General features: G+C 64.6%; 28 protein-coding genes, 1 tRNA gene and 1 pseudogene. 12 read left to right on the top strand and 18 right to left on the bottom strand.

Annotation, left to right across the window (positions count from 1 at the left end):
- Positions 1–53 precede the first annotated feature (53 nt).
- The 3 genes and pseudogenes from SVXhr_RS04450 to SVXhr_RS04440 all read left to right on the top strand — a co-directional run.
- The gene (locus SVXhr_RS04450) at positions 54–722 is read left to right on the top strand and encodes a hypothetical protein (protein WP_275739820.1); all 669 of its coding nucleotides are present in this window, start codon (positions 54–56) and stop codon (positions 720–722) included.
- On the top strand, positions 719–2,038 hold the full coding sequence (locus tag SVXhr_RS04445; RefSeq protein ID WP_275739819.1) for a hypothetical protein: 1,320 nt from the start codon (positions 719–721) through the stop codon (positions 2,036–2,038). The genes SVXhr_RS04450 and SVXhr_RS04445 overlap by 4 nt, the downstream gene beginning before the upstream one ends.
- Positions 2,039–2,070: 32 nt before the next feature.
- Positions 2,071–2,190 (top strand): annotated as a pseudogene (locus SVXhr_RS04440) (pyridoxal phosphate-dependent aminotransferase); the annotation flags it as partial.
- A 13-nt stretch (positions 2,191–2,203) separates the two neighbouring features.
- Here the strand turns inward: SVXhr_RS04440 and SVXhr_RS04435 are convergent.
- From SVXhr_RS04435 to SVXhr_RS04425, 3 genes are all read right to left on the bottom strand, one after another.
- Entirely contained in the window at positions 2,204–2,656 is a 453-nt protein-coding gene (locus SVXhr_RS04435; protein WP_275739817.1) for a hypothetical protein, read from the bottom strand.
- An 84-nt stretch (positions 2,657–2,740) separates the two neighbouring features.
- Entirely contained in the window at positions 2,741–3,169 is a 429-nt protein-coding gene (locus SVXhr_RS04430; RefSeq protein WP_275739815.1) for an FAD synthase, read from the bottom strand.
- A complete protein-coding gene (locus SVXhr_RS04425) occupies positions 3,170–3,679 on the bottom strand; it encodes a Mov34/MPN/PAD-1 family protein (protein WP_275739813.1) in 510 nt (169 codons plus the stop codon).
- 186 nt (positions 3,680–3,865) lie between these two features.
- On the opposite strand from SVXhr_RS04425, the gene SVXhr_RS04420 reads away from it, so the two are divergent.
- Entirely contained in the window at positions 3,866–5,791 is a 1,926-nt protein-coding gene (locus SVXhr_RS04420) for an OB-fold nucleic acid binding domain-containing protein (protein ID WP_275739811.1), read from the top strand.
- A 42-nt stretch (positions 5,792–5,833) separates the two neighbouring features.
- Here SVXhr_RS04420 and SVXhr_RS04415 read toward each other — a convergent pair whose 3' ends face one another.
- From SVXhr_RS04415 to SVXhr_RS04405, 3 genes are all read right to left on the bottom strand, one after another.
- Positions 5,834–7,525, bottom strand: a complete 1,692-nt coding sequence (locus tag SVXhr_RS04415; protein ID WP_275739809.1) for a phospholipase D-like domain-containing protein — start codon at positions 7,523–7,525, stop codon at positions 5,834–5,836.
- Between the two features lie 71 nt (positions 7,526–7,596).
- Complete coding sequence (locus tag SVXhr_RS04410; protein WP_275739807.1) at positions 7,597–8,868, bottom strand: HEAT repeat domain-containing protein; 1,272 nt, start codon at positions 8,866–8,868, stop codon at positions 7,597–7,599.
- A 120-nt stretch (positions 8,869–8,988) separates the two neighbouring features.
- The gene (locus SVXhr_RS04405; protein WP_275739805.1) at positions 8,989–9,696 is read right to left on the bottom strand and encodes a protein sorting system archaetidylserine synthase; all 708 of its coding nucleotides are present in this window, start codon (positions 9,694–9,696) and stop codon (positions 8,989–8,991) included.
- A 125-nt stretch (positions 9,697–9,821) separates the two neighbouring features.
- Here SVXhr_RS04405 and SVXhr_RS04400 point away from each other — a divergent pair, with 125 nt between their 5' ends.
- Positions 9,822–10,256, top strand: a complete 435-nt coding sequence (locus SVXhr_RS04400; protein ID WP_275739804.1) for a plastocyanin/azurin family copper-binding protein — start codon at positions 9,822–9,824, stop codon at positions 10,254–10,256.
- A gap of 39 nt (positions 10,257–10,295) precedes the next feature.
- Here the strand turns inward: SVXhr_RS04400 and SVXhr_RS04395 are convergent, their stop codons facing one another.
- From SVXhr_RS04395 to SVXhr_RS04380, 4 genes are read right to left on the bottom strand one after another with little or no spacing between them, the layout of a single operon-like run.
- Positions 10,296–10,916 (bottom strand): 30S ribosomal protein S3ae, encoded by a 621-nt coding sequence (locus tag SVXhr_RS04395; protein WP_275739802.1) that lies wholly within the window; start codon positions 10,914–10,916, stop codon positions 10,296–10,298.
- Positions 10,909–11,154 (bottom strand): KEOPS complex subunit Pcc1, encoded by a 246-nt coding sequence (locus tag SVXhr_RS04390; RefSeq protein ID WP_275739800.1) that lies wholly within the window; start codon positions 11,152–11,154, stop codon positions 10,909–10,911. The genes SVXhr_RS04395 and SVXhr_RS04390 overlap by 8 nt, the downstream gene beginning before the upstream one ends.
- Positions 11,147–12,295 (bottom strand): recombinase RecJ, encoded by a 1,149-nt coding sequence (locus SVXhr_RS04385; protein WP_275739798.1) that lies wholly within the window; start codon positions 12,293–12,295, stop codon positions 11,147–11,149. Before SVXhr_RS04385 ends, SVXhr_RS04390 begins: the two co-directional genes overlap by 8 nt.
- Positions 12,296–12,760 (bottom strand): 30S ribosomal protein S15, encoded by a 465-nt coding sequence (locus SVXhr_RS04380; RefSeq protein ID WP_275739796.1) that lies wholly within the window; start codon positions 12,758–12,760, stop codon positions 12,296–12,298.
- A 289-nt stretch (positions 12,761–13,049) separates the two neighbouring features.
- Here SVXhr_RS04380 and SVXhr_RS04375 point away from each other — a divergent pair.
- Positions 13,050–13,121 (top strand) — tRNA-Ala (locus tag SVXhr_RS04375).
- Positions 13,122–13,649: 528 nt separating this feature from the next.
- Here SVXhr_RS04375 and SVXhr_RS04370 read toward each other — a convergent pair.
- The 5 genes from SVXhr_RS04370 to SVXhr_RS04350 form a co-directional block, all read right to left on the bottom strand.
- Entirely contained in the window at positions 13,650–14,486 is an 837-nt protein-coding gene (locus tag SVXhr_RS04370) for a CAP domain-containing protein (protein ID WP_275739794.1), read from the bottom strand.
- Positions 14,487–14,951: 465 nt separating this feature from the next.
- Complete coding sequence (locus tag SVXhr_RS04365; RefSeq protein WP_275739793.1) at positions 14,952–16,061, bottom strand: asparagine synthase-related protein; 1,110 nt, start codon at positions 16,059–16,061, stop codon at positions 14,952–14,954.
- Positions 16,062–16,063: 2 nt separating this feature from the next.
- Positions 16,064–16,750 carry a PHP domain-containing protein gene (locus tag SVXhr_RS04360; protein ID WP_275739791.1) on the bottom strand — a complete coding sequence of 229 codons (687 nt, stop codon included), beginning with the start codon at positions 16,748–16,750 and terminating at the stop codon, positions 16,064–16,066.
- Positions 16,751–16,834: 84 nt separating this feature from the next.
- The gene (locus SVXhr_RS04355) at positions 16,835–18,037 is read right to left on the bottom strand and encodes a TIGR04347 family pseudo-SAM/SPASM protein (RefSeq protein ID WP_275739789.1); all 1,203 of its coding nucleotides are present in this window, start codon (positions 18,035–18,037) and stop codon (positions 16,835–16,837) included.
- Positions 18,034–18,291 (bottom strand): Htur_1727 family rSAM-partnered candidate RiPP, encoded by a 258-nt coding sequence (locus SVXhr_RS04350; RefSeq protein WP_275739787.1) that lies wholly within the window; start codon positions 18,289–18,291, stop codon positions 18,034–18,036. Before SVXhr_RS04350 ends, SVXhr_RS04355 begins: the two co-directional genes overlap by 4 nt.
- Before the next feature lie 422 nt (positions 18,292–18,713).
- Between SVXhr_RS04350 and SVXhr_RS04345 the strand changes: the two genes are divergently transcribed.
- The 4 genes from SVXhr_RS04345 (at position 18,714) to SVXhr_RS04330 (ending at position 20,306) form a co-directional block, all read left to right on the top strand.
- Positions 18,714–19,091: a helix-turn-helix domain-containing protein gene (locus SVXhr_RS04345; RefSeq protein ID WP_275739785.1), complete on the top strand. Its 378-nt coding sequence runs from the start codon at positions 18,714–18,716 to the stop codon at positions 19,089–19,091.
- On the top strand, positions 19,088–19,369 hold the full coding sequence (locus SVXhr_RS04340; protein WP_275739783.1) for a hypothetical protein: 282 nt from the start codon (positions 19,088–19,090) through the stop codon (positions 19,367–19,369). The genes SVXhr_RS04345 and SVXhr_RS04340 overlap by 4 nt, the downstream gene beginning before the upstream one ends.
- Positions 19,370–19,444: 75 nt before the next feature.
- Positions 19,445–19,744: a hypothetical protein gene (locus SVXhr_RS04335; RefSeq protein ID WP_275739781.1), complete on the top strand. Its 300-nt coding sequence runs from the start codon at positions 19,445–19,447 to the stop codon at positions 19,742–19,744.
- A 79-nt stretch (positions 19,745–19,823) separates the two neighbouring features.
- Entirely contained in the window at positions 19,824–20,306 is a 483-nt protein-coding gene (locus SVXhr_RS04330) for a halocyanin domain-containing protein (protein WP_275739779.1), read from the top strand.
- A gap of 45 nt (positions 20,307–20,351) precedes the next feature.
- Here SVXhr_RS04330 and SVXhr_RS04325 read toward each other — a convergent pair whose 3' ends face one another.
- Entirely contained in the window at positions 20,352–20,846 is a 495-nt protein-coding gene (locus SVXhr_RS04325; protein ID WP_275739777.1) for a hypothetical protein, read from the bottom strand.
- 107 nt (positions 20,847–20,953) lie between these two features.
- Here SVXhr_RS04325 and SVXhr_RS04320 point away from each other — a divergent pair, with 107 nt between their 5' ends.
- Positions 20,954–22,045 carry an aminopeptidase gene (locus SVXhr_RS04320; RefSeq protein WP_275739775.1) on the top strand — a complete coding sequence of 364 codons (1,092 nt, stop codon included), beginning with the start codon at positions 20,954–20,956 and terminating at the stop codon, positions 22,043–22,045.
- A gap of 17 nt (positions 22,046–22,062) precedes the next feature.
- On the opposite strand, the gene SVXhr_RS04315 is transcribed toward SVXhr_RS04320, so the two are convergent.
- On the bottom strand, positions 22,063–22,857 hold the full coding sequence (locus SVXhr_RS04315) for a cytochrome P450 (RefSeq protein WP_275739773.1): 795 nt from the start codon (positions 22,855–22,857) through the stop codon (positions 22,063–22,065).
- Positions 22,755–23,420 carry a cytochrome P450 gene (locus tag SVXhr_RS04310; RefSeq protein ID WP_275739772.1) on the bottom strand — a complete coding sequence of 222 codons (666 nt, stop codon included), beginning with the start codon at positions 23,418–23,420 and terminating at the stop codon, positions 22,755–22,757. Before SVXhr_RS04310 ends, SVXhr_RS04315 begins: the two co-directional genes overlap by 103 nt.
- A gap of 82 nt (positions 23,421–23,502) precedes the next feature.
- Between SVXhr_RS04310 and SVXhr_RS04305 the strand changes: the two genes are divergently transcribed.
- Complete coding sequence (locus tag SVXhr_RS04305; RefSeq protein WP_275739770.1) at positions 23,503–24,168, top strand: helix-turn-helix domain-containing protein; 666 nt, start codon at positions 23,503–23,505, stop codon at positions 24,166–24,168.
- Positions 24,169–24,172 lie beyond the last annotated feature (4 nt).

The following is a 24,172-nucleotide window of genomic DNA, read 5'->3' as shown; positions in this document are numbered from 1 at the left end:
CGTTCAGTATCGTATACGAAAAGTACTTAGTCTGTTCCGTTTCACCGACAGGTATGTCCCCAACTCGCCGCCAGGTCCTCCACGGGGCAGTGCCGGCAGTTTTCGGGCTGACAGGGTGTGTGAGCAGCGATGGCCACGAGAGCAACGACGACACCGACCCCTCCCGTCGTGAGGCCGACCGCGCAACGGTCGAAAACTCAGGTAGCGTCTCGGATCCGCCAGTTGTGAAACCCCGGAACCCCGACGGCCGGCGCGTCCTCGACCCACCCGAGGACGAGTCCGGTGGCAGGTTTCTGGTGGGATCGACGGAGACGGTTGAGGCCTTGCAGTTCCAGCCGGGTGTGCCGTCGGAAGATGTGACCGCGACGCGGGAGTTCCTGAACGCGACGGACTTCAGCGAAGAGACGGTCTACGTCACACACATCCGGCCCAAGTCCTGCTACCAGTACCGGATCCACTCGGTGACCTGGCAGTACAGCGACGTCGAGTACGAGTACTGCAGTGAACTCCGGCCGCCCGACGAGCAGTGTGCGGCCGACACCCGGGTCGGCATGGCCCTTTGCTTTCGATTGCCGGCCGTCGTCGACATGGACCTACACTCCGGCGGCTCGAGTGGCCACTTCCCGTGTGAGGGGAGCACCACCGACTATGCTGTCATCGAGAGCAACGCGACAGTGGGGGGTACCACGACAACCGACGACACCGCGGGTGAGAACCGATGACCCGACTGTATACGCGCAGAGGCCTTCTCGCACTCGCCGCCGCAGGGGCCACTGCGGGCTGTCTCGGTAGCACTAACGGTTTCTGGGACGATCCACCGGCCTTCGACCGCTCCGGTCTCGAGTCGGTCACCGACCGACCGGTCCCGGATCGGCCCGCCGTCATTCCGGTGACGCTGACCGAGGCCCAGCGTGGTGACCTCCGCGAGCGCGTCGAGAGCCGGCTGGCAACGGTCCCCGAGCCGCTCACTGCCGAACGCCTCCCGAACGGAACGATCCGGGAGGCGATCGTGGATCATCGGGCTGAAGCGCGATCGGCCCTCAAGGGGATGCGATCGGCGTCCGGAACTGTCAGGACTGTCGAGGCCGCCGCCCATGCCGCGGCACACGCCGGGCGCGCGGCGGCCATCTGGGCAGCCGTCCTTGTCGACCGGTCGCCGGCCGACGTCGTTCTCACGAACACCCAGGCGGAAGACAGGGTACAACGGGCCGAAGAAGCGCTACCGGGCCGGGCCGCCGACACCCAGTCGGCGGTCGTCGTCTACGGTGCCCTGGAGTCCGGGCTCTCCGAGACAGATCACGACATGCTCCCCGGGGGCACCACGAGTCCCCTCCGCATCGGCCGATACGCCGCGACAAACGAGCGCGCCTGGGCGAGGACGACCGCAGCCGGATTCGTTCGGGACCGCTACGAATCGAGCCTGACGGATCCCGAGCCCGTCGGTGACGCCCTCGAGGAAGCCGTCGCCACGCTGGTTGAACCCACCAGAGAACGGTTGGTCGAGTTCCGGCCGTCGGAGTCGGACGAGAAGCTATACAGACGGCCCGACAGGGACGCGCTCGTCGAGCGGGACGTCCGGCAAGGTGAGCCGGGAATGGCGCTATTGGGGGAGAAGCTTGGCGAAGTATATCCCGACTACGACTTGCGAACAGTCGTCTGGTCCGACCAGCGATCCTACCCGGCCTATCGACTTCGCGAAACCCACTGGGTGTATGCCGCCCTCGACGCCCTCGAGACGGTGATCGCCCGTATCGACGACGGGGAAGATCTATTCCCTCCTGACGCCGCGACTATCGAGAGCACGCGACAGGAGGCTATCGAGGCTGTCGAGACGTTGGTTGGATCCGATCAGCCACTGGAGCGGTTCGTCGGATCCCGACTCGCCGAAACACTCACTGAAGCGGACGATGCACTGACGGAATCTGACCCAGACCTGCAGACAGTCGCGAGCGCTCACAGCGAGTACGTCTGGACCCGGCTCGTGGCAGAGGCGGTGCCGGCTGCGACAGAGACGATCATAGCGGCGATCGACGGGTGATAGTCTCGACCGCAGACAGAACACATCTCAGAGTCGCGACTGTTCTGGGGAGCCCGTTCGGGACGCCGGGGTACGTCCGGCTCTCGTATGCGGCGAGTCGGGAGCGACTCCGGGAAGGCGTCGAGCGACTGGCCGAGGCAGACTTGCTATAGCACGATCGTTCGCTCACCCGGACATGTTTACGGCCCCGCCGACGGCAATCGCGATGCCCGCAGCCAGCGTCGCGATGATCCCGATGCCGGGGTCCGAGACGGCATCGCGGAAGGCACCCTCTATCCCACCGCCGAAGACCGTCTCCGGCGAGACGACGAAGATCACGGCGACGAGGGCCATCACGACGCCGGCGGCGATCTCACCCATCCGGGCAAGGTCGTTGTCCGGTACACCGACGCTCAACACGACGGCGAGAACGGCGAGCCCGACGGTCAGGATCGGGCTGTAGATCGGCAGCGCCGCGTCCGAAATCATAGTGAGACCACTGGCGGTGCTCTCGCCAAGCCAGCCACCGGCCGTGAGCCACGGGAGGAACGCGCCAACGATCGCCACCAGCGTGCCGACGCCGATCAGTCCCGTCCCGACGTCGAGTTGCCCGTTTTGGCGCTTTGTATCCACTGACATATTATTCCGTCTACAAGTGTGGACTACCTAAACGTTTCCCTCCGGACGGAGAGTGCCACGTCGACAGAGGGCCGGCCGGAGACGTCAGTCCCGCGTTTCGAGGATCCGCTCGATGATCCGCCCCGTCGAGAGGACGGCCCCTTCGTAATCGGGTTCGTACTCGCTGGCCCGCTTGACCACGCAGTCGATCCCGCGTTCGGCGAGCACGTCGGCGATGTCCCCCCGGTCGTGATGCTGGTCGTAGCCGAGCACCAGAATGTCGGGGTCGATCCGCTCGACAGGGACGAAGATATCATCGGCGTGGCCGACGATCGCCTCGTCGACCGGCTCGAGCGCGGCGACCATCTCGCGGCGCTGTTCGTTCGGCAGGATCGGCGGGTCCTTGTGGGTGACGTTCTCCCGCCGGGCGAGGATGACGTGAAGCTGATCACCCATGCCCGCGGCCTCGCGGAGATAGTGGAGGTGGCCCGGATGGAGCAAGTCAAAGGTGCCCTGGGCGACGACGGTGGTCATTCAGCGCCGTCCCTCCCAGTTGTCGCTCTCCTCGCGGAGTTCCCGGTCGATATCTTCCTGCGTGAAGTCGAAAAAGGACTCCTCGGGTGGTTCGACGTCGAAAACCGGCAATTCGATCGGCTCCCCGTCGCTGTCGAAGGCCTGCCAGTCGCCGCGCTCGTAGGGGGCGCCGACGATGAGGTGGACGTCCCCACGCTGAAAGGAAGCCAGGTCGGCGTCGCTCGGTCTGAGGACGCCGTTGGGATGAGAGTGAACCGAGCCCACGCTCTGGACATCGTTGGGAATCATACTCGTCTTGACGGTCGCACTCACCGAATTCGATTCAGTCCCCGGAATGACGAGGACGTCCGTGATGACTGTCCCGTCCCGGTCGAGGCCGAGCGAACGCGCATCCTCGCCCCGGAGCATCCCCATGTACTCGTGGGGGTGGCTGTCGCGACTGGCTGCAAGCGCGAACGACAGGGCGGCCTCGGCGATGCCGACGACACCCGCGGAGCGAAACAGCCGCATGGTTCCCGTTCCGGCCGGGTTCCTTCTAAGGGTTCCGATGCGATCAACCTCGAACGATCGGCACTGTCTCCCGCCGTTGCTGTGGGCGTGTCCCAACCCGGATGTGAGCGACCGGCCTCCAGCATAGAAGCCCTGACGGTCGTTTCCAAAGCTTAAAACGGCGACGACGCCGAACGCACATACACAATGCCGATTTCGTCAGATTCCAACGCCGGAAGCGCCGATCCGGATTCTTCGGACGGCGACCGTCCGGTCGTCTACGATCTCGATCCTCGTTGTACGTTTGAGGACGTCGAAGCGGGCGAGCAGTACCACGCGACAGTCAACGGCGTCGTCGAGTACGGCGTCTTCGTCGATCTCTCCGAGGAAGTCTCGGGGCTGGTTCACGAGTCGAACCTCCATGGCGGCTACAACCGCGGCGACAAACTCATCGTCGCCCTCGAAGACGTCCGTGAAAACGGCGATCTCGCGTTCGCCGAACGTCGGCCGGGCGATTACCGCACCGTTGCCGTCGAAGCCGATACGGACGTCGAGAGTCCCGACCTCACTGACAACGTCGGCGAATCAGTTCGGCTGGAAGGTGAAGTCGTCCAGATCAAACAGACCGGAGGCCCCACGATCTTCCATATTCGGGACGGCGAGTCGGTCGTCCCGTGTGCCGCCTTCGAGGACGCGGGCGTCAGGGCATACCCCGACGTCGACATCAACGATTTGGTCCAGATCCGCGGGCGCGTCGAGGAACGCGACGGCGGCATCCAGATCGAAGTCGAATCCCTGGAGCGAGTCACGGAGGAAGCCGCGGTTGATCTCAAGGCTCGACTCGAAGAGTCAACCCGGGAGGCCGCCGCCCCTCACGATGTCGAACCGCTCGTCGAGTGGGACGCACTCGATCCACTGCTCGATGATCTCGAAGCTGTCGCCCGCCGACTCCGTCGCGCCGTGCTCGAAGGACGCCCCGTTCGGATGCGCCATCACGCCGACGGCGACGGGATCGCCGCGAGCGTCCCGCTTGCAGTCGCCCTCGAGAACTTCATCGAGGAGGTCCATGCCGACGCCGACGCCTCACGGCACCTGCTCAAGCGCCTCCCGAGCCGTGCGCCGTACTACGAGATGGAGGACGTCACCCGTGACCTCAATCACGCCCTGGAGAGTCGCGAGCGCCACGGCCAGAAGCTCCCGCTGCTGATGATGCTGGACAACGGCTCGACCGAGGAGGACGTCCCAGCCTACCAGAATCTGGCCCACTACGACGTCCCGATCGTCGTGATCGATCACCACCACCCCGACCCCGAAGCGGTCGAGGGGCTCGTCGACGACCACGTCAATCCCTACCTTCACGACGAGGACTACCGGATCACGACGGGCATGCTGTGTGTCGAACTCGCCCGCATGATCGACCCCGACCTGACCGACGACCTCACGCACGTCCCGGCGGTCGCCGGCCTGGCCGACCGCTCGGAGGCCGAGGCGATGACCGACTACCTCGCACTGGCCGAGGGAGTCGGCTACGAGCAGGCGGACCTCCGTGACATCGGTGAGGCGCTCGATTACGCCACTCACTGGCTTCGCTACGACGACGGCGGCCCGCTGATCACCGACGTCCTCAACGTCGCGTGTGACGATCGCGATCGCCACGAGGAGATCGTTGAGTTCCTCGCGACGCGGGCCGAACGCGACGTGGAGGAGCAACTCGACGCGGCGATAGACCACGTCGAGCACGAGGAACTCGACAACGGCGCACATCTCTACCGCCTCGACGTCGAGAACGCCGCCCGGCGGTTCACCTACCCCGCCCCTGGCAAGACGACGGGGACCATCCACGACCGGAAGGTCGAGGAGACCGGCGATCCCGTCATCACGATCGGGTACGGCCCGGACTTCGCCGTGCTCCGGAGTGACGGCGTCCGGCTGGACATCCCGACGATGGTCACCGAACTCCGCGAGGAGATCCCGAGTGGCGGCGTCAGCGGCGGCGGCCACCTCGTCGTCGGCTCGATCAAGTTCGTCGAGGGACGACGCGAGGACGTCGTCGACGCTCTCGTCGAGAAGATGGCCGACGCCGAGATCGACGAGGAACTCCACAGTTCGGCCGCACTCCCCGACGACGTCTGACGCGCGCGAAAGCGAACTTCTGGGTGCTGATTCTCGACATCTTCAGAACTCCCGATCGGGTAGTTCGCCGAAATCCTCCGCCAGAAGCCTGTCCTCGCCGGTGGTTCCGGTGGCGTCGGCGAATTCGATACGTCGACCGATGAGAACCGCCCCGAGGGCTGCCACGGCCACGACCACGGAGAGGCCAACGGACAGCCGCCAGACGGCCGCCTGCCAGTCGTCGGCGAAGACACGACCGAAGTATCCGGCGGGTCCCTGCCCCGCCAGCGCGACGACGACCTCCCGATTCTCCCGCGCCGAGTGATCGTTCCAGTTGAGGCTCCCCACCAGCACGGTTTCGCCGTCGATGACGACGCCCTTGGCGTGGATCTTCCCGAAGCGATCGCGTGGTCGGGCCAGCCGAACTGATAGTGACGCGTCTGCCTTCTTGGCCCACCGTTCGAGTCGGTCGGCGACTGCTTGATTCTCCTCGACGGCGTACCACGCTCGCGAGAGCAACAGTCGCACCTCGACACCCCTGTCGGCGGCGCGTTTCAGCGCCCGGACGAACGACTGGTTGGCCCCGCCCACACCGGCCTGGACGACGTCGATCGACGTCTCGGCGGCGTCGAGGCGCTCAATGACGGCAGCCTCGGCGTTGTCAGGAGCCACGAGCAGGGCCACACCCCTCGCGTCGTGTCGCCGTGGGGCGTAGCGGCGGGCGAAACTCCCGTCGGAGGGCGTGGGTTCACTAAACTCCCGGCCCTCACGGAACTCCCGCCACGGAATCGCATCGCGCCACCGGGCGTCCGCCCGGAAGGTGTCGACGAGCCCATCGACGAGCGACGAATCGGACAGGACGACGCCCCAGCCACGACTCGACCGGCCACCTGTACCGGCGGGTTTCCAGTTCTCGGTCAGCACCATCGCCCGCTCATCCACGACGGCGTATTTCGCGTGGTGGTGATCGACGCGGGCGGCGTCGCCGCCGACGGCTTTCACTTCGACGCCACCCGCGGCGAGTCGATCGAGGAATCGCGCTTGCCGTCGACTCATGCCCCCGACCGGCCCACCCTCGACGAGCACCCGAACGTCGACACCGCGCTCGCTCGCGGCGATGAGGGTCTCAGAGGCGTCCCGCGACGTGAACGTATAGGCCGCCAGCAGGATCCGGTCGTCCGCGCTCGCGAGCACGTCACTCGGCAGACCGCCCGCGTCCGGAAGGACGAACGTCCGCACCTGTCCGCCATCGCCCCGCCGGACGGCGAAGTTCGTCACCCCGAGTGGCTCCCAGACGATCGTCCCGTTTTCGACGCGACCGAGTTCCCCCTCGGGGGTGTCCTCGTAGCTGACACTGGCGACAGTCCGCTGGCCGTCCCGGAGCGTCAGGTTCTCGCCGCTGTTGGCCAGTGGAACGTGGCCATCGAGCGTGTAGACGGGCACATCCGTGTAGTTGCGCGCCCGCGCCGGATCGGTCGAGAGCGCGAAGCGGCCGGAGACGGTCGCGTTCGGGAGCCGTGCCGTCGAGTGATCGTCAGCCAGGGACCAGCCAGTCACGTTCGTTTCCCTGGCCACTGAGAGGACGACGTACTCACCGGCGTCACCGTCGGCGACCGGATTCGGATAGATCGCTTCGATGGAGGCGTTGGCGGGCGTCTGCTCGGTCGCATTCGGACCGGGCCCCGCAACCGCGATACCGGCCCCGAACACCCCCACTACCAGCCCGACCACCAGACAGGCGAACGCACGACGCACGGCGAGTGCTGGGTTGGTTCTGGTATATAAAATCGCGGGGCGCGGTGAACGTTGTCTCCGGCCGCGGCCGGTCAGACGCCGGCGGCCTTCTCGGCCTCGACCTGGACGACGTAGGCGCGGTCGTCGGCGTACTCGGCGGCGATCTCTTTGGCGCGTTCGGTCCCGATCTGGTTGAGCGCCCACGCCGCGCTGGCCCGGGCGTCGTCGGCGTCGTCATCGGCGAGGACGTCCGCCAGGGGGTCGATCGCTCGCGTATCTCCGATGAGTCCAAGCGAGCGAGCAGCCGAACTCCGGACGCTGTCGTTGTCGTCGGCCAGACAGTTCGCCACCGCCTGTGTGGCCTCCGTACTGCCGATCTCGCCCAGGGCGCGCAATGTGACGCGCTGGAGTGCGGGATCCCCGTCGAGGAAGTCGGCGAGCGTTTCGACCGCACGCTCGTCGCCGATCTTCCCAAGGGCGCGGATCGCCTGCTTGTCCCGGCGCTGGGCACGCTGGTGGACCGGATCGAACGCCTCGGGCGGGCCGACTCGCTCGAACGCGTCGAGGATGTTCTCCTCCATGAACTCCGAGTCCATGAGATCGAGTGCCAGGAGGATCTGCTCGATGTCGTCGGGATCGCGGCTCTGCTTGTAGCGGTGCTCCCAGGAAAGCACGGCGTTGAGCTCCGGCGGGAAGTCCTTGCGGTGCTCGCCCTCGATAACCTCGTAGAATCCCTCATAGCGGAGTTTTGCCCGGACGGAGAGGTCGTCGAAGGCCTCGGCGGCCTCGATGTCATCGGCGAGGGTCTCGGCCGCGTCGAGCAGCGACGCGATCGCCTCGCTGTCGTCGTCGGGATCAAGATCGAGATCGGCGACGACATTGCTTGCTGCGGTGAGTGCCTCGCTTGCGGCCTGGACGTCGCCCGCGCCGTTCACGTCGACGTGCTCGGCGACCGCCTCGCCGAAGGCTTCGACAGCAGCGATCACTTCTTCCTCGCCGTCGTCAGTCCAACGCGTCTCGCTGACCGTCCCCGCGGCGGTCTCGATCTGTTCGGCGACGTCTTCGACGTATGGACCGCGCTGTTCGTCGACGCCGTCCCGAAGGTCGCTCAGCCGATCTTCGAGCGCTTCCTGAGGATCGTCCTCGTCCTCGTCCGGTTCCGGGAGGTCGGCGTCCGCCAGGTCGTCCTCGATGGCCGACAGCGTCTCCTCGACGGCATCGAGGTCGGCTTCCGTCTCGGCAGCATCGAGCGTGTCCTCGGCCTCGTCGAGACGCGCCTCGAAGTCCTCGACTCCGAGCTCCTCGCCCTCTCCGGACGCCCCGTCAGTTTCGTCCGGCTCGGCGTCGTCGTCACCGTTAGTCATGGTCTCGACTGGGACTGTCGCGGCCAAGAGCGTTTCCCTTCCCGCCACAGTTGGCCGCAATCGCGGGATCTGAAGGGAGTCACTCCTGTCGAAAGTCCAGCACTGGGCCCCAGTCGTCCGTCACTTCTCGACCCGTGGATAGAACCGTGGCGCGAGCAACAGATACGCCAGCGCGACCGTAAGGAGAAGTCGCGGAAACGCCCGTGAAGCGAGGCCGGGGGCGAGTACTGCTCCGGCCTGGACGAGACCCATGCTCAACGCATCCCGAGTTCGAAGGTCAGGATAGGGGATCCGGGTGATCATCAGATACGCGAGGAGGCCGACCGCGCCAATCAGCCAGCCCAGCGGGATATCGACGGCCAGGACCGCCGCCGAAAGGACTGTCGCCGCGAGCGTCGACTGGACGCCCTCCGTGACGCGTTCTTCGATATCGTAGGCGGTGTACATCGCCAGCCGGATCACCGCGGCAGCGACGAACAACGCCGGAACGCCGACGACCAGTGCGGCCTCGACGGAACCGACCAGGGTTTCGATAGTTTCGAGGTGGACGACATCGCCGGCCAGACTCACGACCACGGCGGCCGGGGCGACGCCGAAGGAGACGGTGTCCGCGAGCGAGTCGAAGAACTCGCCGACGGGCGTCGAGCCGTAGGTACGGGCGATCAGGCCGTCGAGGCCGTCGGCGATCGCCGCGAGGAGGATCAACCGGGCGGCGAGCGCCGGATCCAGCGGGGCGACGATAATCGCGACGAACCCGACGACGATGTTGGCGACGGTGACGACGTCGGCGACGCCGAGTCGCCCGAGGAATCGGGGCCGCAGTTGCATATCCTGGCGTTGGCCAGGGTCGACTTAGTCGGTTCGATCCATGCCGAGAGACTGGCTAGCGATGCTGTCCCGGCAGGGGCGGCGGGGACCGCGAAGCCTTTGTCGCCTTCGGCCCAAGGTCGGGCATGGTCGATCGGCGGACGTTCCTCGCGACGACGGGCGCCTTCGCGGCCGGCCTCGCCGGCTGTCTCGGACGTGGCGCGGGCGATGCGGACCACGATATCGGGATGTCCAGCAGCGCCTTCCTCCCCGCGGAGTATCGGGTCGAACCTGGAACGACAGTGACCTGGAAGAACACGAGTACTCACGCCCACACCGTTACGGCATACGAAAACACGCTCCCCGACGGAACCGAATACTTCGCTTCCGGCGGTTACGAGACCGAGCAGGGGGCCCGCGACGCGTGGTACGAGAGCGGTGGCGGCGCGATCTACGCCGGCAAAACGTTCTCACATACCTTCGAAGAACCCGGCCGCTACTCGTACGTCTGCATCCCACACGAGTCAAGCAACATGGCCGGCGTCATCCTCGTCGGTGACGTGGAGGAAACAGATGACTGATCGCCGGTCGTTGCAACCGAAACCGAAGCAGAAACGGCGTTATTCCTCGACGTCGACGCTCGTCTCTTCCTCTTCGGCGACTTCTTCGGGATGGGCTTCGAGCGTCGTCTTCTGGATCTCGACGCGGCGAAGCGGGTAGATCGTCTTCGCCTCGTTGTAGATCGCACTCGAGAGCCGTCCCTCGACGACGCTGTCGATCAGGTCGTCGAAGGTCCGTTCCTCGGCGGCCTCTTCGATCATCTCGACCATCTGCTCGCGGATGGCCTGCTCCTGGCTCGCGTCGGCCTTCTTCGTCGTCAGCGCGACGGGCTGGATCTGGACGCGGTAGTCGTCCGTCGTCAGCACGGTGACGTAGGCCTCGACCTTCGAGGAGCCACGGCGCACGAGACTCCGCAGGTAGTCCCGCGTGAGTTCGTGTCGGATGAACTCCGTGTAGGCCGTGTCGCTGCCGATATCGCGGATCTTGAAGGTCAGCTTCGTGTTGTTCTCGCCGGCGTCGTTCCGGAGGTCACCGAGGGTCGTCTCGATGGTCCGGCCGAGCACCTGTTCCGGTTCGTCTGCAGGGGTGGTGCCGAGTTCCTCGCGACCGAACTCCTCGGGCGCGATCACGGTGTACCACCGCTTTTCCTGTGTCTGTCGTGATACTGATCGTTCACTCATGAGTAGGGTGTGTCTTCTCGTTCGATAGCTGTACGGCGACGGAGAGGTTCACGACGTAGTCGTCGACCGTCGCGGCGAGTCCAGGAGTCGTCTCCCGGTCGATCGTCGTCTCGACGGTCGCCGCCTCGACTGTCGTCGTCATCTCCGCGGTGTTGTCCGGTGCCAGCGCCGCGGCGATCCGCGACGCCGTCTCTTCGTCCTCGTGGGTCGTCCTGATCGTCGCTCGGCGCTCACGCATCGGCGATCACCTCGCGAACGGCCGCGACCAGCGTCTCGGTTGCGCCGGAGACAGTCAGGTGCGCCCGGTCGGCGTCACCGGCGACCGCCCCGGCGTGCTCCAGCGACTCGGTGGCCGATTCGAGGGTCGCGCGTGCGTCGTACTCCGGGACTGTCGCCAGAACGGCGCGGTCGCCGTCGGCGACGAGCGCGAGCGGTTCGGGCGAACGGAAGTCCCGCAGCAGGCGGGCGACAGTGCCGGTCGGCCCCGCAGTCTCCGCGACGACGAGTCCAGCGTGTCGCCGGACGGTCGCGTCCCGAACGGCGTCGTGGGCTCGCTCGGCGTGGGTCCGCCAGGCCGACAGCGCTGCCTCGGAGACTGCGTCGTGGCCGAGTGCCAGCGCGATTGCGACGCCTGGTTGTTCACGCACAGCGGCGTCAAGGACGTCCGCGTACCCACCGACGGTTTCGAACGGGCCGCCCGCGTATGGCCGAAGGACGTCTTCGACTGCCATTGCGGCCCGGGTGTCAGCGTCCGCGGCGTCGACAGCCCTCAACGCGACGATCGACGCCGTGCGACGACGCGCTTCGTCGTCCCCCGGGTCGGCTGCGTCGTGTTCGATGAGCGTCGCCCTGGCCGCTTCCGGATCACCCGAGAAGGGCGCGTGGACGAGCGTCGAATGAGCGAGTCCATCGGCGAGGTCAGCCGTCGGGACGGCCACGCCCGGTCGACGCTCGATATCGGCCTCTTCGAGTGCCTCGGCGATCGGGTCAGTCGGCTCCTCGCCGGCCCCAACAACGCCCGTCGCGGCAAGTGTGGCGACATCAGCCGACTGTGCTGTCGTCGCGTCGAGCGACCGGGCAACCTCGAAGGCCGCCACGCTGGCCGGTCGACCCGAACCGAGCGTCCGATCCGCGTCCGGACTCGCTCGGCCGAGTGCGACGGTTCGATCCGCTTCAGTCGCGCGAGCGGCGTCCGCTGGCGTCTGGACGACGCTGATCTGGAACGGAACGTCGACGGCATCAAGCGCACGGGCGAGAACGCCCGTCGCGGCGATGGCGTCACCGGTCGCTGCAGGGGCGAGGTGGACGAGTCCAGCCTCGCGGAGGCTACTGGCGGCGTCGTGAGCCCCGTCTCCTGACTGGCGACCGGTGGTGGACATCTATTCGAGGAGTTCGACAGCGACGTCGTAGCTGTAGGTGAAGTCCTCGTCGAGTTTGTCGCCGTGGTAGTAGTCGACGAGACGGCGGATCTTCGACTCCGTGTTCTGGAGCGCGCGCTTGTTCTGGGCGTCGCCGGGGTTGTCGTTCATGTGCTCCCGGAGGCGCACGGCCCGCTCCATCAGGTTCCGGAGGTCCTCCGGAATCTCGGGGTCGGCGTCGTTGTCTTCGAGGATCTCGGTCACCTTCTTGCCGGTGGCCAGCGAGACGTCCGGGATCGGTGTCCCCTGGACGCCTTCGTCGCGCAACTTGACGCCGATCTCGCTCGGGCTGTGGCCCTGTTCGGCGAGCTCGACGACGCGCTCCTCGATCGCGTCTTCGTCTACGTCGCTCCACTCCGGTGGGTCATCTGCCACTGGCTTGTCCGAATCGGACGAGCCGCGGCGGCGTGTATGCATTCGTGCCATGGTCTAAATTGGAACACCACAGACCGCCACGTGTGGCACGGATCGAGCGACGCGACCGACTGGTCGGGCCGACGATCCCTGCCGGACACGTCCGCAATCCCAAGTCGCGCCCGGCGAAAGAGGCCGAAAGTGTCTGAGACACCTGCGCGACGCGTCAGATTTGCGGTCGTGTGTTCCCAAGCTATAACTGGTGGCTTGGCCACTAAACGGTTTCTACTCGTTGGCGTCCCCGAACGCCGGGCTTCGATGGGTTTAAGAAAACTCACCGGAAACGTAGCGGTGTTGACGCGGGCTCGTAGATCAGCGGTAGATCATCCCCCTGGCACGGGGAAGGCCGCGGGTTCAAATCCCGCCGAGTCCACTGAACTTCTCCCGGCGACTGCGTGAACGAAGTGAACGCCAGCGCCGGGTGTGTAAAGCGACGACGGCCGGATTTGAACCCCTGGAAGTCGCAGCCCCGGGAGCGCAGCGAACGGAGTGAGCGAGCACCCCGGACCGTCTTCCTCTGGTTCAAATCCCGCCGAGTCCACTCGACTCACTTCGTTCGTCTCGTTCCCTCGGCGACCTTCGCGAATCCTCCGGATTCGCTCAGTCCCGCCGAGTCCATAAGTTCTGTCGCTCGCAAACTCGCGAGCGACGCACTTCTGTTTGTTCGTGGCCGGATTTGAATCACGCGAGGCGAGCGTAGCGAATCTCGCCATCGGGTTCAAATCCCGCCGTCCTCGGGAGTAGCGAGGGAGCTTGCTCCCTCGGACCATTCGCGCGGCGACCCTCGCGAATCCGCCGGATCCGCCCAGTCCTGAGAGACGCGATCGTCTCTCAACCTTCGCGGCGACGATATCGCCGCTCAGTCTCGCCCGCTTGTGAGGAAAATGACTCCGGGAGGTCATCAACAGAAATTCTGGGTGGCGTAGACTCGGATGCCTTCGTCCGTCTCCGTGATCGCAATCCCGATCCCTTCGGACTGCCAGTAAGATTTGAGAATGTTCGCACGGTGGCCAGGGGAGTTCATCCACCCGTCGACGAGGCCCTGCGCGATGCGAGTTTCGTTGCGATTGTAATTTACCGTGCCGCCATCGGTCACGACGTTGGTATCAGCATAGGTGTATGCGATATTTTCGGCCCCAGTTGCATATTGCCGGTCGGATATCTGCACTTCACACTGGAAGTCAAACCTCGAATATCGGGCCCCCATGTCCTCACCGTCCGGAGCCGTGTGAGCGAAATACCGTCTTTCAGCCATATCTTGGCTATGATATCGAGCGATCTCTTGTAGTGCATCATTGAAAGAAAGAGAAGCTAGCCCCCGTTCAGAGCGTTCCTCGTTGATGAACTGATGGACCTGGGATTCGATTTGAGTCTGGTTTATTCGAGCAGCGTTCACTATCTCCCGGTCATTCGTGGTCTGGGCGGTATCCGGATCCACCTGGCTGCTCGGCGTCCCCTCCCCGGTGAGGGTATCGTGAGCAATTGCGGTTCCTCCGTCGCTGGGTGTGGATTGTTCGCCCGGAATCGTGCCTTCATCGAGGGCATCTTCGTTGTGGAAAATGTCTCGTTCGGAATCAGTAATGATCGCTGTCGTAGTATCAATAGCCGGTATGCCAGTGCCGACCGTCGCTGAGATGCCGACGACGAACAGGCCGATGACGAGACCGAGGATGAGACTGCGTTTGGCCCACACGAGGACGGGAGAGACAACTCTTCGCCATCGGTCACGTAGCCCCATACCATCATGTTGGACTCTCGTTCAATAGAAGTTATGTTTCGATTCGATGATATCGAGAAGCGTAGTTGTGGTATGTGGACGAATACGCGACCGGCGTGTGCCCAAACGAAGCAGTCTAAAGCGAGACCACCCAGCTGACCCCTGGAAGAACAGGTCGGTTTTCTCGGGTTCGAATCGGAGGGCCCCCATCCATGGAGGCTTGTAACATACCGTGTGTAGGAGACAGAAGTCGTCCATCTTTGAGATGATTCACGCAAAGCGACAAGCAGAGACACAGAAATGCGATGATTGAATAGTCATTCACATTCAAATACATATACGAAAGTTTTACAAGTAACCTCCTACATGACATAATTGGATCGGACGATTGCCCCCGGCGATACGCCGCGTCAATTGCCACGTAATGTGTCGGGCCTTCTCCCCCGATGGCCCGATACCCCCCGATTCGTCCGGTCCGCCGTTCTCTTAATCTTCGATCGATTCGACGTATTGGGTGACGTGATCGTCCATGCGACGCTTGAACCCTGCCTGCCGAGCCTGGCGGTCGAGTTCGCGCGCGACGAGGCTTCCATACTGGAGTGCCTTTTTTTCCCTGAACGCGATTCGATCGGGGACCCAGGCCCGGCTGGCAAGTCGGAACGCATACTTCCGGTCACCTCGGGCAGAGACGAGTAACGATCCAGGCAACGAAAGTGCCGATTCGACGACGCGGTCGTCGAGTAACGGCGCGACGGGTTCGACCCCGCCGGCACGGATCGCCAGAACGTCGCGTTCTAACTGATCCGGAAGTGTCTCTAGTCCCTCACGACGAGCCGCCCGGACAGTATCAGCCGCGACGCGAGAGTGTGCCGATGGATTCGCGACCTTGGCATAGCCCCCGAACAGTTCGTCGGCCCCTTGGCCGACGGCCAGGCGGTCGAACCCGTCGCTGGCGGCCGTCGAAGCCACCTGATACAGCGGGAGGGCGATCTCGACATCCATCGCGTTGGTTCGTCCCGTCGCCGCGACGACATCCGGGACGCGCGCTCTGAGCGTCTCGTGATCGAGTTCGACGACGCGAAGGTCCGCATCGAGAAACGCGGCAGCCTCCCTGGCCGCCGCAATATCGTGGCTCTCCGGAAAGCCGGCGACGTACAACGGAACATCCAACCTGGCCGCGAGAAGTGCGGAATCGACACCGCCGGAAAACGCGATGGCGAGTCCGCCCGTCTCGACGGTACCCAGCGCTGTTTTGAGTGCAGAACGGACGGTCTCGATCGCGTCGCGTCCGCGCTGTAACGATGGCTCCGGGAGCGTCCAGTATTGCGTGAATCCCTGATGGTCCTGGACGTGGCCAGCCGGGACGGCAACCGGTGCCAAAAGGTTGCCCGGTTCGAACGCCCACGTCGTCGGGTCGTTCCATTCGACGAAGAGTGGATATCGACCGAGCACGTCCCGGACGAGCCGGCCGTCAACCAGCCCGGCAAACCCCCTGGTCCCGGGCAGTGGATCGCGCGAGTCGATCGCCGCCCGGACGACATCCGGGTCGGCTCCCTGGAGTCTCGTCGCCCCTGAGTCGACGGGGTTGCCAGCCATCGTCACTCGAACAGCGAGGCGAGGCGCTCCCGAGCCTTGCGTTTCGCGCCGCCGGCTGCCTGTCGGAAGCTGATGTGCCAGGGCGTTCGTCGCCCCTCGATGTGGGTGCGTCCGTCCCGGATCGCCGCGAGGATCGCCGGGACCGAGCACTCGTCGGTCTCGACGAGCGTGACGGCCCGGCCGACCATCTCGCTGATATGGGCGTCGCTGCCGGCAGTCTGGGGAACCCCGTGTTCGCGAGCGAACGTCCGAGCCTGGCGATTGGCCCGCCCGGTCAGCAGTCGGGAATTGTACACCTCGATGGCGTCAGCCTGCGCCAACTCGGCGCGGGAGATGTTTGCCATCACTCCGCTCCGGGATTCCTGAAACGGATGCGGGACGACCGCCACGCCGTCCTGGTCGTGGATCCGATCGAGTGTCGTCTCGAACGGAAGGCCGTCCGGAATCTGTTCGTCGACCCCGAGCGCGAGGACGTGACCCGCGGCGCTGGTCACTTCCATCCCCGGAATGCCGAGCAGGCCGTACTCGGGGGCCAACTCGACTGCCCGAAGGCTCGCCGCGATCTCGTCGTGATCGGTGACCGCAAGCGCGTCGAGTCCCGCGTCTGCTGCCCTGGCAAGCAATTTCTCGACGGGATCCCGTCCGTCGTACGACAGCGACGAATGGGCATGCAACTCGACCGAAAGCACACGGCCGGGTACACGGGCGAGGGCAAAAAGCACCCCGATCCCCCGTGGCATTCGCCGGAGTGGGGATCCGGGAAAACGAGCGGCTCAATCAGCAGACGAGGGCGAGCCGTCGGCGTCCAGACCGATCTCCTCGTCGGTGAGATAACACTGGGGATCGCGCGCCCAGACGTCGCCCTCGGCCGCGAGTGCCCGATGGCGCGAGCCACCGCGGCACATCGCATAGTACTCACAGTCCGGGCATCGATCTGGGACGTACTCCTTGCGGTCCCGAAGCTTTGCCAGGAGTGGGTTGGACTCGTCCTCCCAGATGGCGCTGAACGGTCGGTCCCGGACGTTCCCCAGCGAATACTCCTGCCAGTACGGCGTGAGATGGACGTTCCCCTGGTAGTCGATGTCGGCGATGCGCTCGCCGGCGGGATCGCCGCCGTCGGCTTCCAGGCGGTCCCGGATCGCCGCGGCGCGGTCCTCACTCAGCTCCTCGCGTGCGTACTGATAGACGTAGCCCGTATCAGCATAATTGCCGTCGAGTAGCGTCTCGACATCGTGGCCACGATCGTGGGCGTCCAGCGTGATATCACAGACTCGCCGGACGGCACGTCGCTGGGCCTCGTGATCAACGTCGAGATCGATGACTTCCTCGTCCTGGCTGCTGTACTCGAGGTGATGGAACCGGAAGCGTTCGACACCCTGGAGGGCGAGCAGATCGACGAGCTCCTCCATGTCGGCCGTGTTGGCCTCGGTGAGCGTAAAGCGAACACCGGGATCGAGCCCCGCGTCCTGGGCCGCCTGAATGCCATCGAGCGCGTCATCGAATGCCCCCTCGCGGCCGTAAAGTTCGTCGTGATGGTCCGGCAGCCCATCGATAGTGACATCGATGTCGTCGAGTCCAGCCGCCACGAGGGACTCGGCCCGTTCGTCAGTGAGTAAGGTTCCGTTTGTCGAAAGTTTCGTCCGGAGACCGGCATCGGTTGCCCGCTCGATCAGTGGTTCGAGATCGTCGCGCAATAGTGGCTCACCGCCGGTAAACCGGATCGCTGCCACACCGTAGGCGGCGAGATCCTCGATGACGGCCGTCGCTTCCGCGGTCGTCAACTCGCCGTCGCCGTGGCCAGGGCCAGCCCCGGCGTCCCCGTACTCGGGGTCGAGATTGTTCGCGCCAGTCACGTGCCAGACGACGATTGGATGGTGCCGATCCGCCACAGTGATTTCTTCACCGCTATCCCCCGCGGTCGTACTCTCCCCCGTATCGTCCGCAACGTCGACGAGAAGATCGCTGACCGGGATCATGCGCTCTCACCCGGCGCGAGTTCCGGATCGGCGTACCGCTGGACGGCACTCCCGGGACAAAGCCAGACGGCAACGACATCCGAAAACAGCGTTTCAGCCTGTTCGCGGGCAGTTGCTTTCTCCGCCGCCGTGACGCTACCAACATGAGTGAGAGGATCCTCAACCGTCTCGCGGACGAACACTTCCCACTCGCGGGAGTGTCGGCCGCGCGGCTGGTCGATCACCTCGCGTCGACCGTCCGCATTAGCTGTCATCGCCCGTACTTCTCCAGGAACCTACAAACCAATCCTGCTGATTCTCACTCGCTGGGAACGCGAGGGATCGCTTTGATGCACCCGCGAGAAGAATTCTATCGGTGGATCTGTATCGGACAACCAGCAACATTTTCCGCATCTATGGCCGTTATCGTCACAAAGTAGAGAGGTTTTTGCAAGCCAAAACAACCAGGAAGCGTTTCGATTACTGGCATAGAATCCGCTGTCGAGATTCGCCAGTGTCGAGCGGTCAGGACGGCGATACTCGACGATCCGGTAACGAAAGAGTGAGGGGAGACGAACCGAAACACAAATTCCCGTGAAGCGCCGAATCTGTGATATGCACCGGTCTCGACGAACGCGTGCCATCCCCATCCATTCCGGACCCGCATTCCCGAGAGGACGGGGAGGGTCGGAATGAAATGGTCCGCGATCCGTTTGCAGCCGACGAATCTCCCGATCTGCAGGCCGTTCTCGACGCACTCGACGATCCGGAGTGTCGCCGGATCGTCGAGGAGCTCGACGAACCCATGACAGCTTCGGAGATCTCCGACGCGAGCGACATCCCGCTGTCGACCACCTACCGGAAACTCGATCTATTGACGGAGGCGTCGCTGTTGACAGAGGGCGTCGAAATCAGGCCGGACGGTCAGCACGCAAGTACCTACGAGATCGCGTTCGAGGAGGTCATCATCGGCCTCTCGGACGATCGCGAGTGTGAGGTCAAGATCGCTCGTCGGGCCCAGACAGCCGACGAACGCCTCGAAACCCTGTGGTCGGAGGTTCGCAAAGAAACATGAGTCCCCACGCCTCGATAACCGTCATCGCACTGAAGACGCTCATCCTGCTGTTGGGTGGCCTGATAACGTTTCTCGCCTACCGGGCCTACAGGCGAACCCGGTCACAGTCACTGGGTTCGCTCGCGCTTGGATTCGGCGTGATTACACTCGGCGCGTTCCTCGCCGGGGCCGGAAACCAGATCTTCTCGTTGGGGCTCGAAGCGAGTGTCATGCTGGAATCCGGATTGACCGCGGGCGGATTCATTGTCATCGTCTACTCGCTGTACGCCGCCGAGTGAGACGTTCCCAAGAGGTGGTAACTGACGGCGGTTTATATCCGGCCAGCGTGTGGAGTATCCCGATACGGAGAGATAATGCAAAGTAGTGTGGTTGTCGTCACTGTGGCGGAGATGATCGTCCTCGGGTGTACGGGCATCCTTACGTATCTGGCCTATCAGGCCTATCGACGGACTGGCTCGACATCTCTTCGGACGCTTACCCTCGGCCTCGGACTCGTCGCAACCGGGACACTCGCCGGGGGGCTCCTCCACCAGTTCGGATCGTTCGATTTCGGTGCCTGCATCGGCATCGAAAGTAGCCTCTCGGCGGCCGGGTTTCTTGTCGTCCTCTATGCGCTGTACGTGGGTGACGCCGGCGGCGGCGTGACCCCGTGAGACAGCACGGTCGAAAAGTGACTGTCGGTTTTGTAGTGAACGACGCGGTTTTGAATCCCGGCGACCGTAGGTTAGCGACATGGTACGACGACGGGCGGTGCTCGCTGCGATCGGTGGCATTGCTGGTGGATCACTGGCCGGTTGCTCGAGCGACGACCCGAGCGAATCCACCGAAAGCGACTACCCCGAATACACTGACGTGCCGGACGAAGCCGAAGAGTATCTCTCGAACACGAGTAATTTCGACGGGACCGGCGTCGACCGAACTGACGCGGACGAAGTCTCGGTTACCGTCGGTGCCCGCGGGAATACCGGGTACCTGGCATTCGACCCCGCCGTCGTCGCGATCAGTCCGGGGACGACGATCGTCTGGGAGTGGAACGGGCGTGGCGGCGCTCACAACGTTGCCTCGCCTGATGACCAGGAACCGCTGTATAGCGGCCCCCAGGTCAACAGTGACAGCGAAACCTACGCCTACACCTTCGAGGAGTCAGGAACCTACCTGTACGTCTGTGACCCCCACAGAATCCAGGGGATGAAAGGCGCGATCGTCGTCGTCTGACGGGAGTACCCGATAAGAGGAACCGAAGGGTTCGTCCGCACCGCCTCACTCGGTACTAGACCCAGTATCAGTAGTTGCGGACTCGGCCGCCTCGGTCCTCGCCCGCGAGTCCTCGTCAAGCCGGTCATCCAGCCGGTCGTCGAGTTCGGTTTCGACCTCGTCTGACACCTGTGCCTCGACCTGTTCTTCGAGTTCGTCCGTCACCTGTGCTTGCACCTGGTCGTCGAGTTCCGTCTCGACTTCCGCCGGGACCTGTTCCTGTAGTTCGGTCTGGACCTCCTCGGGAACCTGTTCGTCGAGTTCGGCCTCGACCTGGGACTCCGCGGCTTCCGAAACACGCTCTTCGATGATGCGCTCGTAAATGGACATCTTCTCCCAGACGCGGAGGATGTAGCCGATCACGAGCCCCCCTTCGAACGCCGCGACGCGCGGATCGAACTGGAACATGAGCAGCGCGAACCCGGCGATAAACAGGAAGCCGTAGAGGAACTCGATGTAAAACTGTGTCTGGCGACCCTGCAAACGACTGCGCCACGACATGGTTCGATCGAACGTAAGCGATTCGAGCAAAAAAGCGTAACTCGCGACGGACTGGCTGTGTGACGACCATCCGCCGTCGTTTTACCGCCGTCGCCCGTGCAGCCGGCATGGACGATCGCATCCACGAACACGCCGCAGTGCTGGTCGACTGGAGCGCCCGCATCGAGTCGGGTTACGACGTCGTTCTTTCGGTCGACGAGGGCGCACACGATCTCGCTGTCGCGGTCGCCGAAAAGCTGGGTGACCGGGGCGCGAACCTGGTGAACGTCTATCGCTCTGACGAGATTCAGCGTGCGTATCTCCAAGCGCACGACGACGATTTCGACGAGGATCCTGACTACGAGCAGACACTCTACGAGCAGGCTGATAGCGTCCTCGTGCTGAAGGGTACACGCAACACCGCTGGAATGGCCGACGTGCCAGACGACCGTCAGCAGGCGTTTGCCCGCGCCAGAGAAGAGGTCCGAGAAGCGCGCCTGGACACCGACTGGGTCTCGACGTTGCACCCAACACGCGCGCTCGCCCAGGGGGCCGGCATGGCCTTCGAGGAGTACCGCGAGTTCGTTTACGACGCCACCCTCCGGGACTGGGAATCACTCGCTGCGGAGATGGACCGACTCAAGACGATCCTCGACGAGGGCAGCGAGGTCCACATCGACGCCCCCGGCACCGATCTCACGCTCTCGATCGCGGGGCGGACGGCGGTCAACAGCGCCGCGTCGGTGGCCTACGACTCTCATAACCTCCCCAGCGGCGAAGTCTTCACCGCGCCCGCCGACGCCGAGGGCGAGGTCACCTTCGACGTGCCGATGACTGTGAGGGGCAAGACGCTACGGGATGTTCATCTCGTCTTCGAGGACGGCGAAGTGGTCGACTTCGAGGCGGCAGCGGGGGAAGACACGCTCGCGGGGCTACTGGAAACCGACGACGGCGCTCGACGGCTCGGCGAACTCGGGGTGGGGATGAATCGCGGCATCGACCGCTACACGGACAATATCCTCTTCGACGAGAAGATGGCCGAGACGCTCCATCTGGCGCTGGGCCGGGCCTACGACGCCTGTCTGCCCGAGGGCGAATCCGGCAACGACAGCGCGATCCACGTCGACCTGATCGCCGACACGAGCGAGGACGCGACGCTGTCGGTCGACGGCGAAGTGATCCAGCGAAACGGCGTCTTCCGGTGGGAAGACGGGTTCTGACCGAAGGTGTGTGCGTTTCAGTCCCGTTTTCGGACTCGCACACGGACATCCTCGGCGGGCCGCAGGGTCGCCCCCATGGAGAAGTCCGGATCCGGATCCGAGAGCAACTCGAAGTCGGCGCGCTGGAGCACTGTCGGGAGCACTGTCTTCAGTTCCTGCATGGCGAATCGCATCCCGATGCAGTGGCGCGGACCGCCACCGAACGGGAAGTAGGCGTAGTCGTGTAGCTCGTCCTCGAACCCGTCTGTCCATCGGCTCGGATCGAACTCGTCGGGATCGTCGTAGAACGCCTCCTTGCGGTGGATCCAGAACTGCGGGACGGTGATCTTCTGTCCCGACGGCACGCGGTAGCCGCCGAGTTCGACGTCCCGGTTGGCCTCCCGAAAGAGGACGTACACCGGCGGGTAGAGCCTGAGCGCTTCTTTGATCGCCCGCTCGGTCGCCTCCAGCTGCGGGACCTGCGCGAGGCTGGGAATCCCGCCATTCAGGACTCTCTCGTGCTCCCGGTCCAGACGCTCACGTGGACCAGGATGGGTGGCAAGTGCCATGCAGGCGTAGGTCAACGCCAGCGAGGTCGTCTCGTGTCCGGCGAACAGGAACGTGGTCATCTGGTCGCGGATCTCCGTCTCGGTGAGCCCGTCGCCCTCGTGGGCCAGCAGGAGTGACAGCAGGTCATCGCGCTCGGCGGCGTCGGCCCGGCGCTGCTCGATCAGCTCCTCGACGAACGATTCGAAGGCCGCGACGCGCCGCTTGAACCGGCGGTTCCTGGGCAGCGGGACCCACAGCGGGACGAACGCGGTGAGATTGTCCACGTCCAGCGGTCGTTGACCGTCCGCGTGAACTCGGCGACCGTCCCCGCCTCCGCGTCGATGTCCAGATCGAACAGCGAGTGTGCCAGGATCCGGAGCGTGAGCCGGGAGAACGCCTCGTTCAGCGCGATCTCCTCGCCGTCGTCCCACGCCTCGACGGCCTCGGCGGCGTACTGCCCCATCGCGTCGCCGTACGCCCTGATTCGGTCCATCGTGAACGCCTCCTGAATCACCCGGCGCTGGCGCTGCCACTGCTCGCCCTCCGCGAGGACCAGTCCCTCGCTCCCGATACCGCCGCCGACGTCTCCCAACGCCCACTTGCCGTAGGCATCGTGATCGGTCAACAATACCTGCTCGACGAGAGTCGGATCGAGAACGACGTTGAAGTCGTTCCCACCGGCCGTATAGTGGACGACATCGCCGTACGATTCCAGCTCCTCGTACAACGCCCACGGATCGCGATAGAGATCCAGCGTGTTCCCCAGCAGCGGCAACCCGCCCGGTCCCGGTGGCGTCTCACTCGGCTGTTCGCCCCGCTCGGTCGACGACCCCTGTGTCTCTGCCATGGCTGTTCGTTCGCCGCGCGGCCCAACCAGCGCTCGGCCGACGTCACTAGGCTATTTATTATCCCCCGCCGTCGGCCCGGGCATGCGATACCTCCGTGCCAGGCTGGACCTGCCGGCGGAGTTGCACCATCCGATGCAGGAGTTCCTCCGGGAGAGCGACCGCATGGAGCGCGAGGAGTTGCTGACCTGGAACGTCCTGCCCGGCCGCGACGTCGAGTACGCGCTGTTCTACGCAGTCGGCGACCGGGCAGCCTACCGCGAGGCGATCGACGACGTCGACTCGATTCCCGAGTACACGCTGACGCCAATCGACGATGAAAGCTTCTACAGCTACGTCTGCCAGGAGACTCGCGAGGAAGAGCGGGTCTGGCGAACGGTCTTCGCCGACCTGAACCTCGTTGTCATGCCGCCGATCGTCTACGACAGCCGCGCCCGAACCCACATCACGGTCGTCGGCACCGACGACTCGCTGAGCACCCTCGTCGAGCAGCTGGAGGCGGGTCCGGGCGTCGACGTCGAGGTGCTGGAGCTGGGTGACTTCGACCGCAGACACGGGGCGATCGCCGGCCAGTTGACCGGTCGTCAGCTCGAACTCGTCGAGACCGCCGCCGAACTCGGATACTACGAAGTGCCCCGAGAGGCGTCACTGGAGGCGGTCGCCGACGCGGCGGGCGTCGCGCGAAGCACGGCCTCGACGGTTCTCCGACGGGCGGAATCGGCGGTGATGGGGGCGCTGGTCGGGGCCTAACAGG

This window comes from Halorhabdus sp. SVX81 (assembly GCF_029207715.1).
In the GTDB taxonomy this organism is placed as follows: domain Archaea; phylum Halobacteriota; class Halobacteria; order Halobacteriales; family Haloarculaceae; genus Halorhabdus.
Note: the sequence above shows the minus strand (reverse complement) of the source record. Positions and strands in the feature narration are given on the sequence as shown.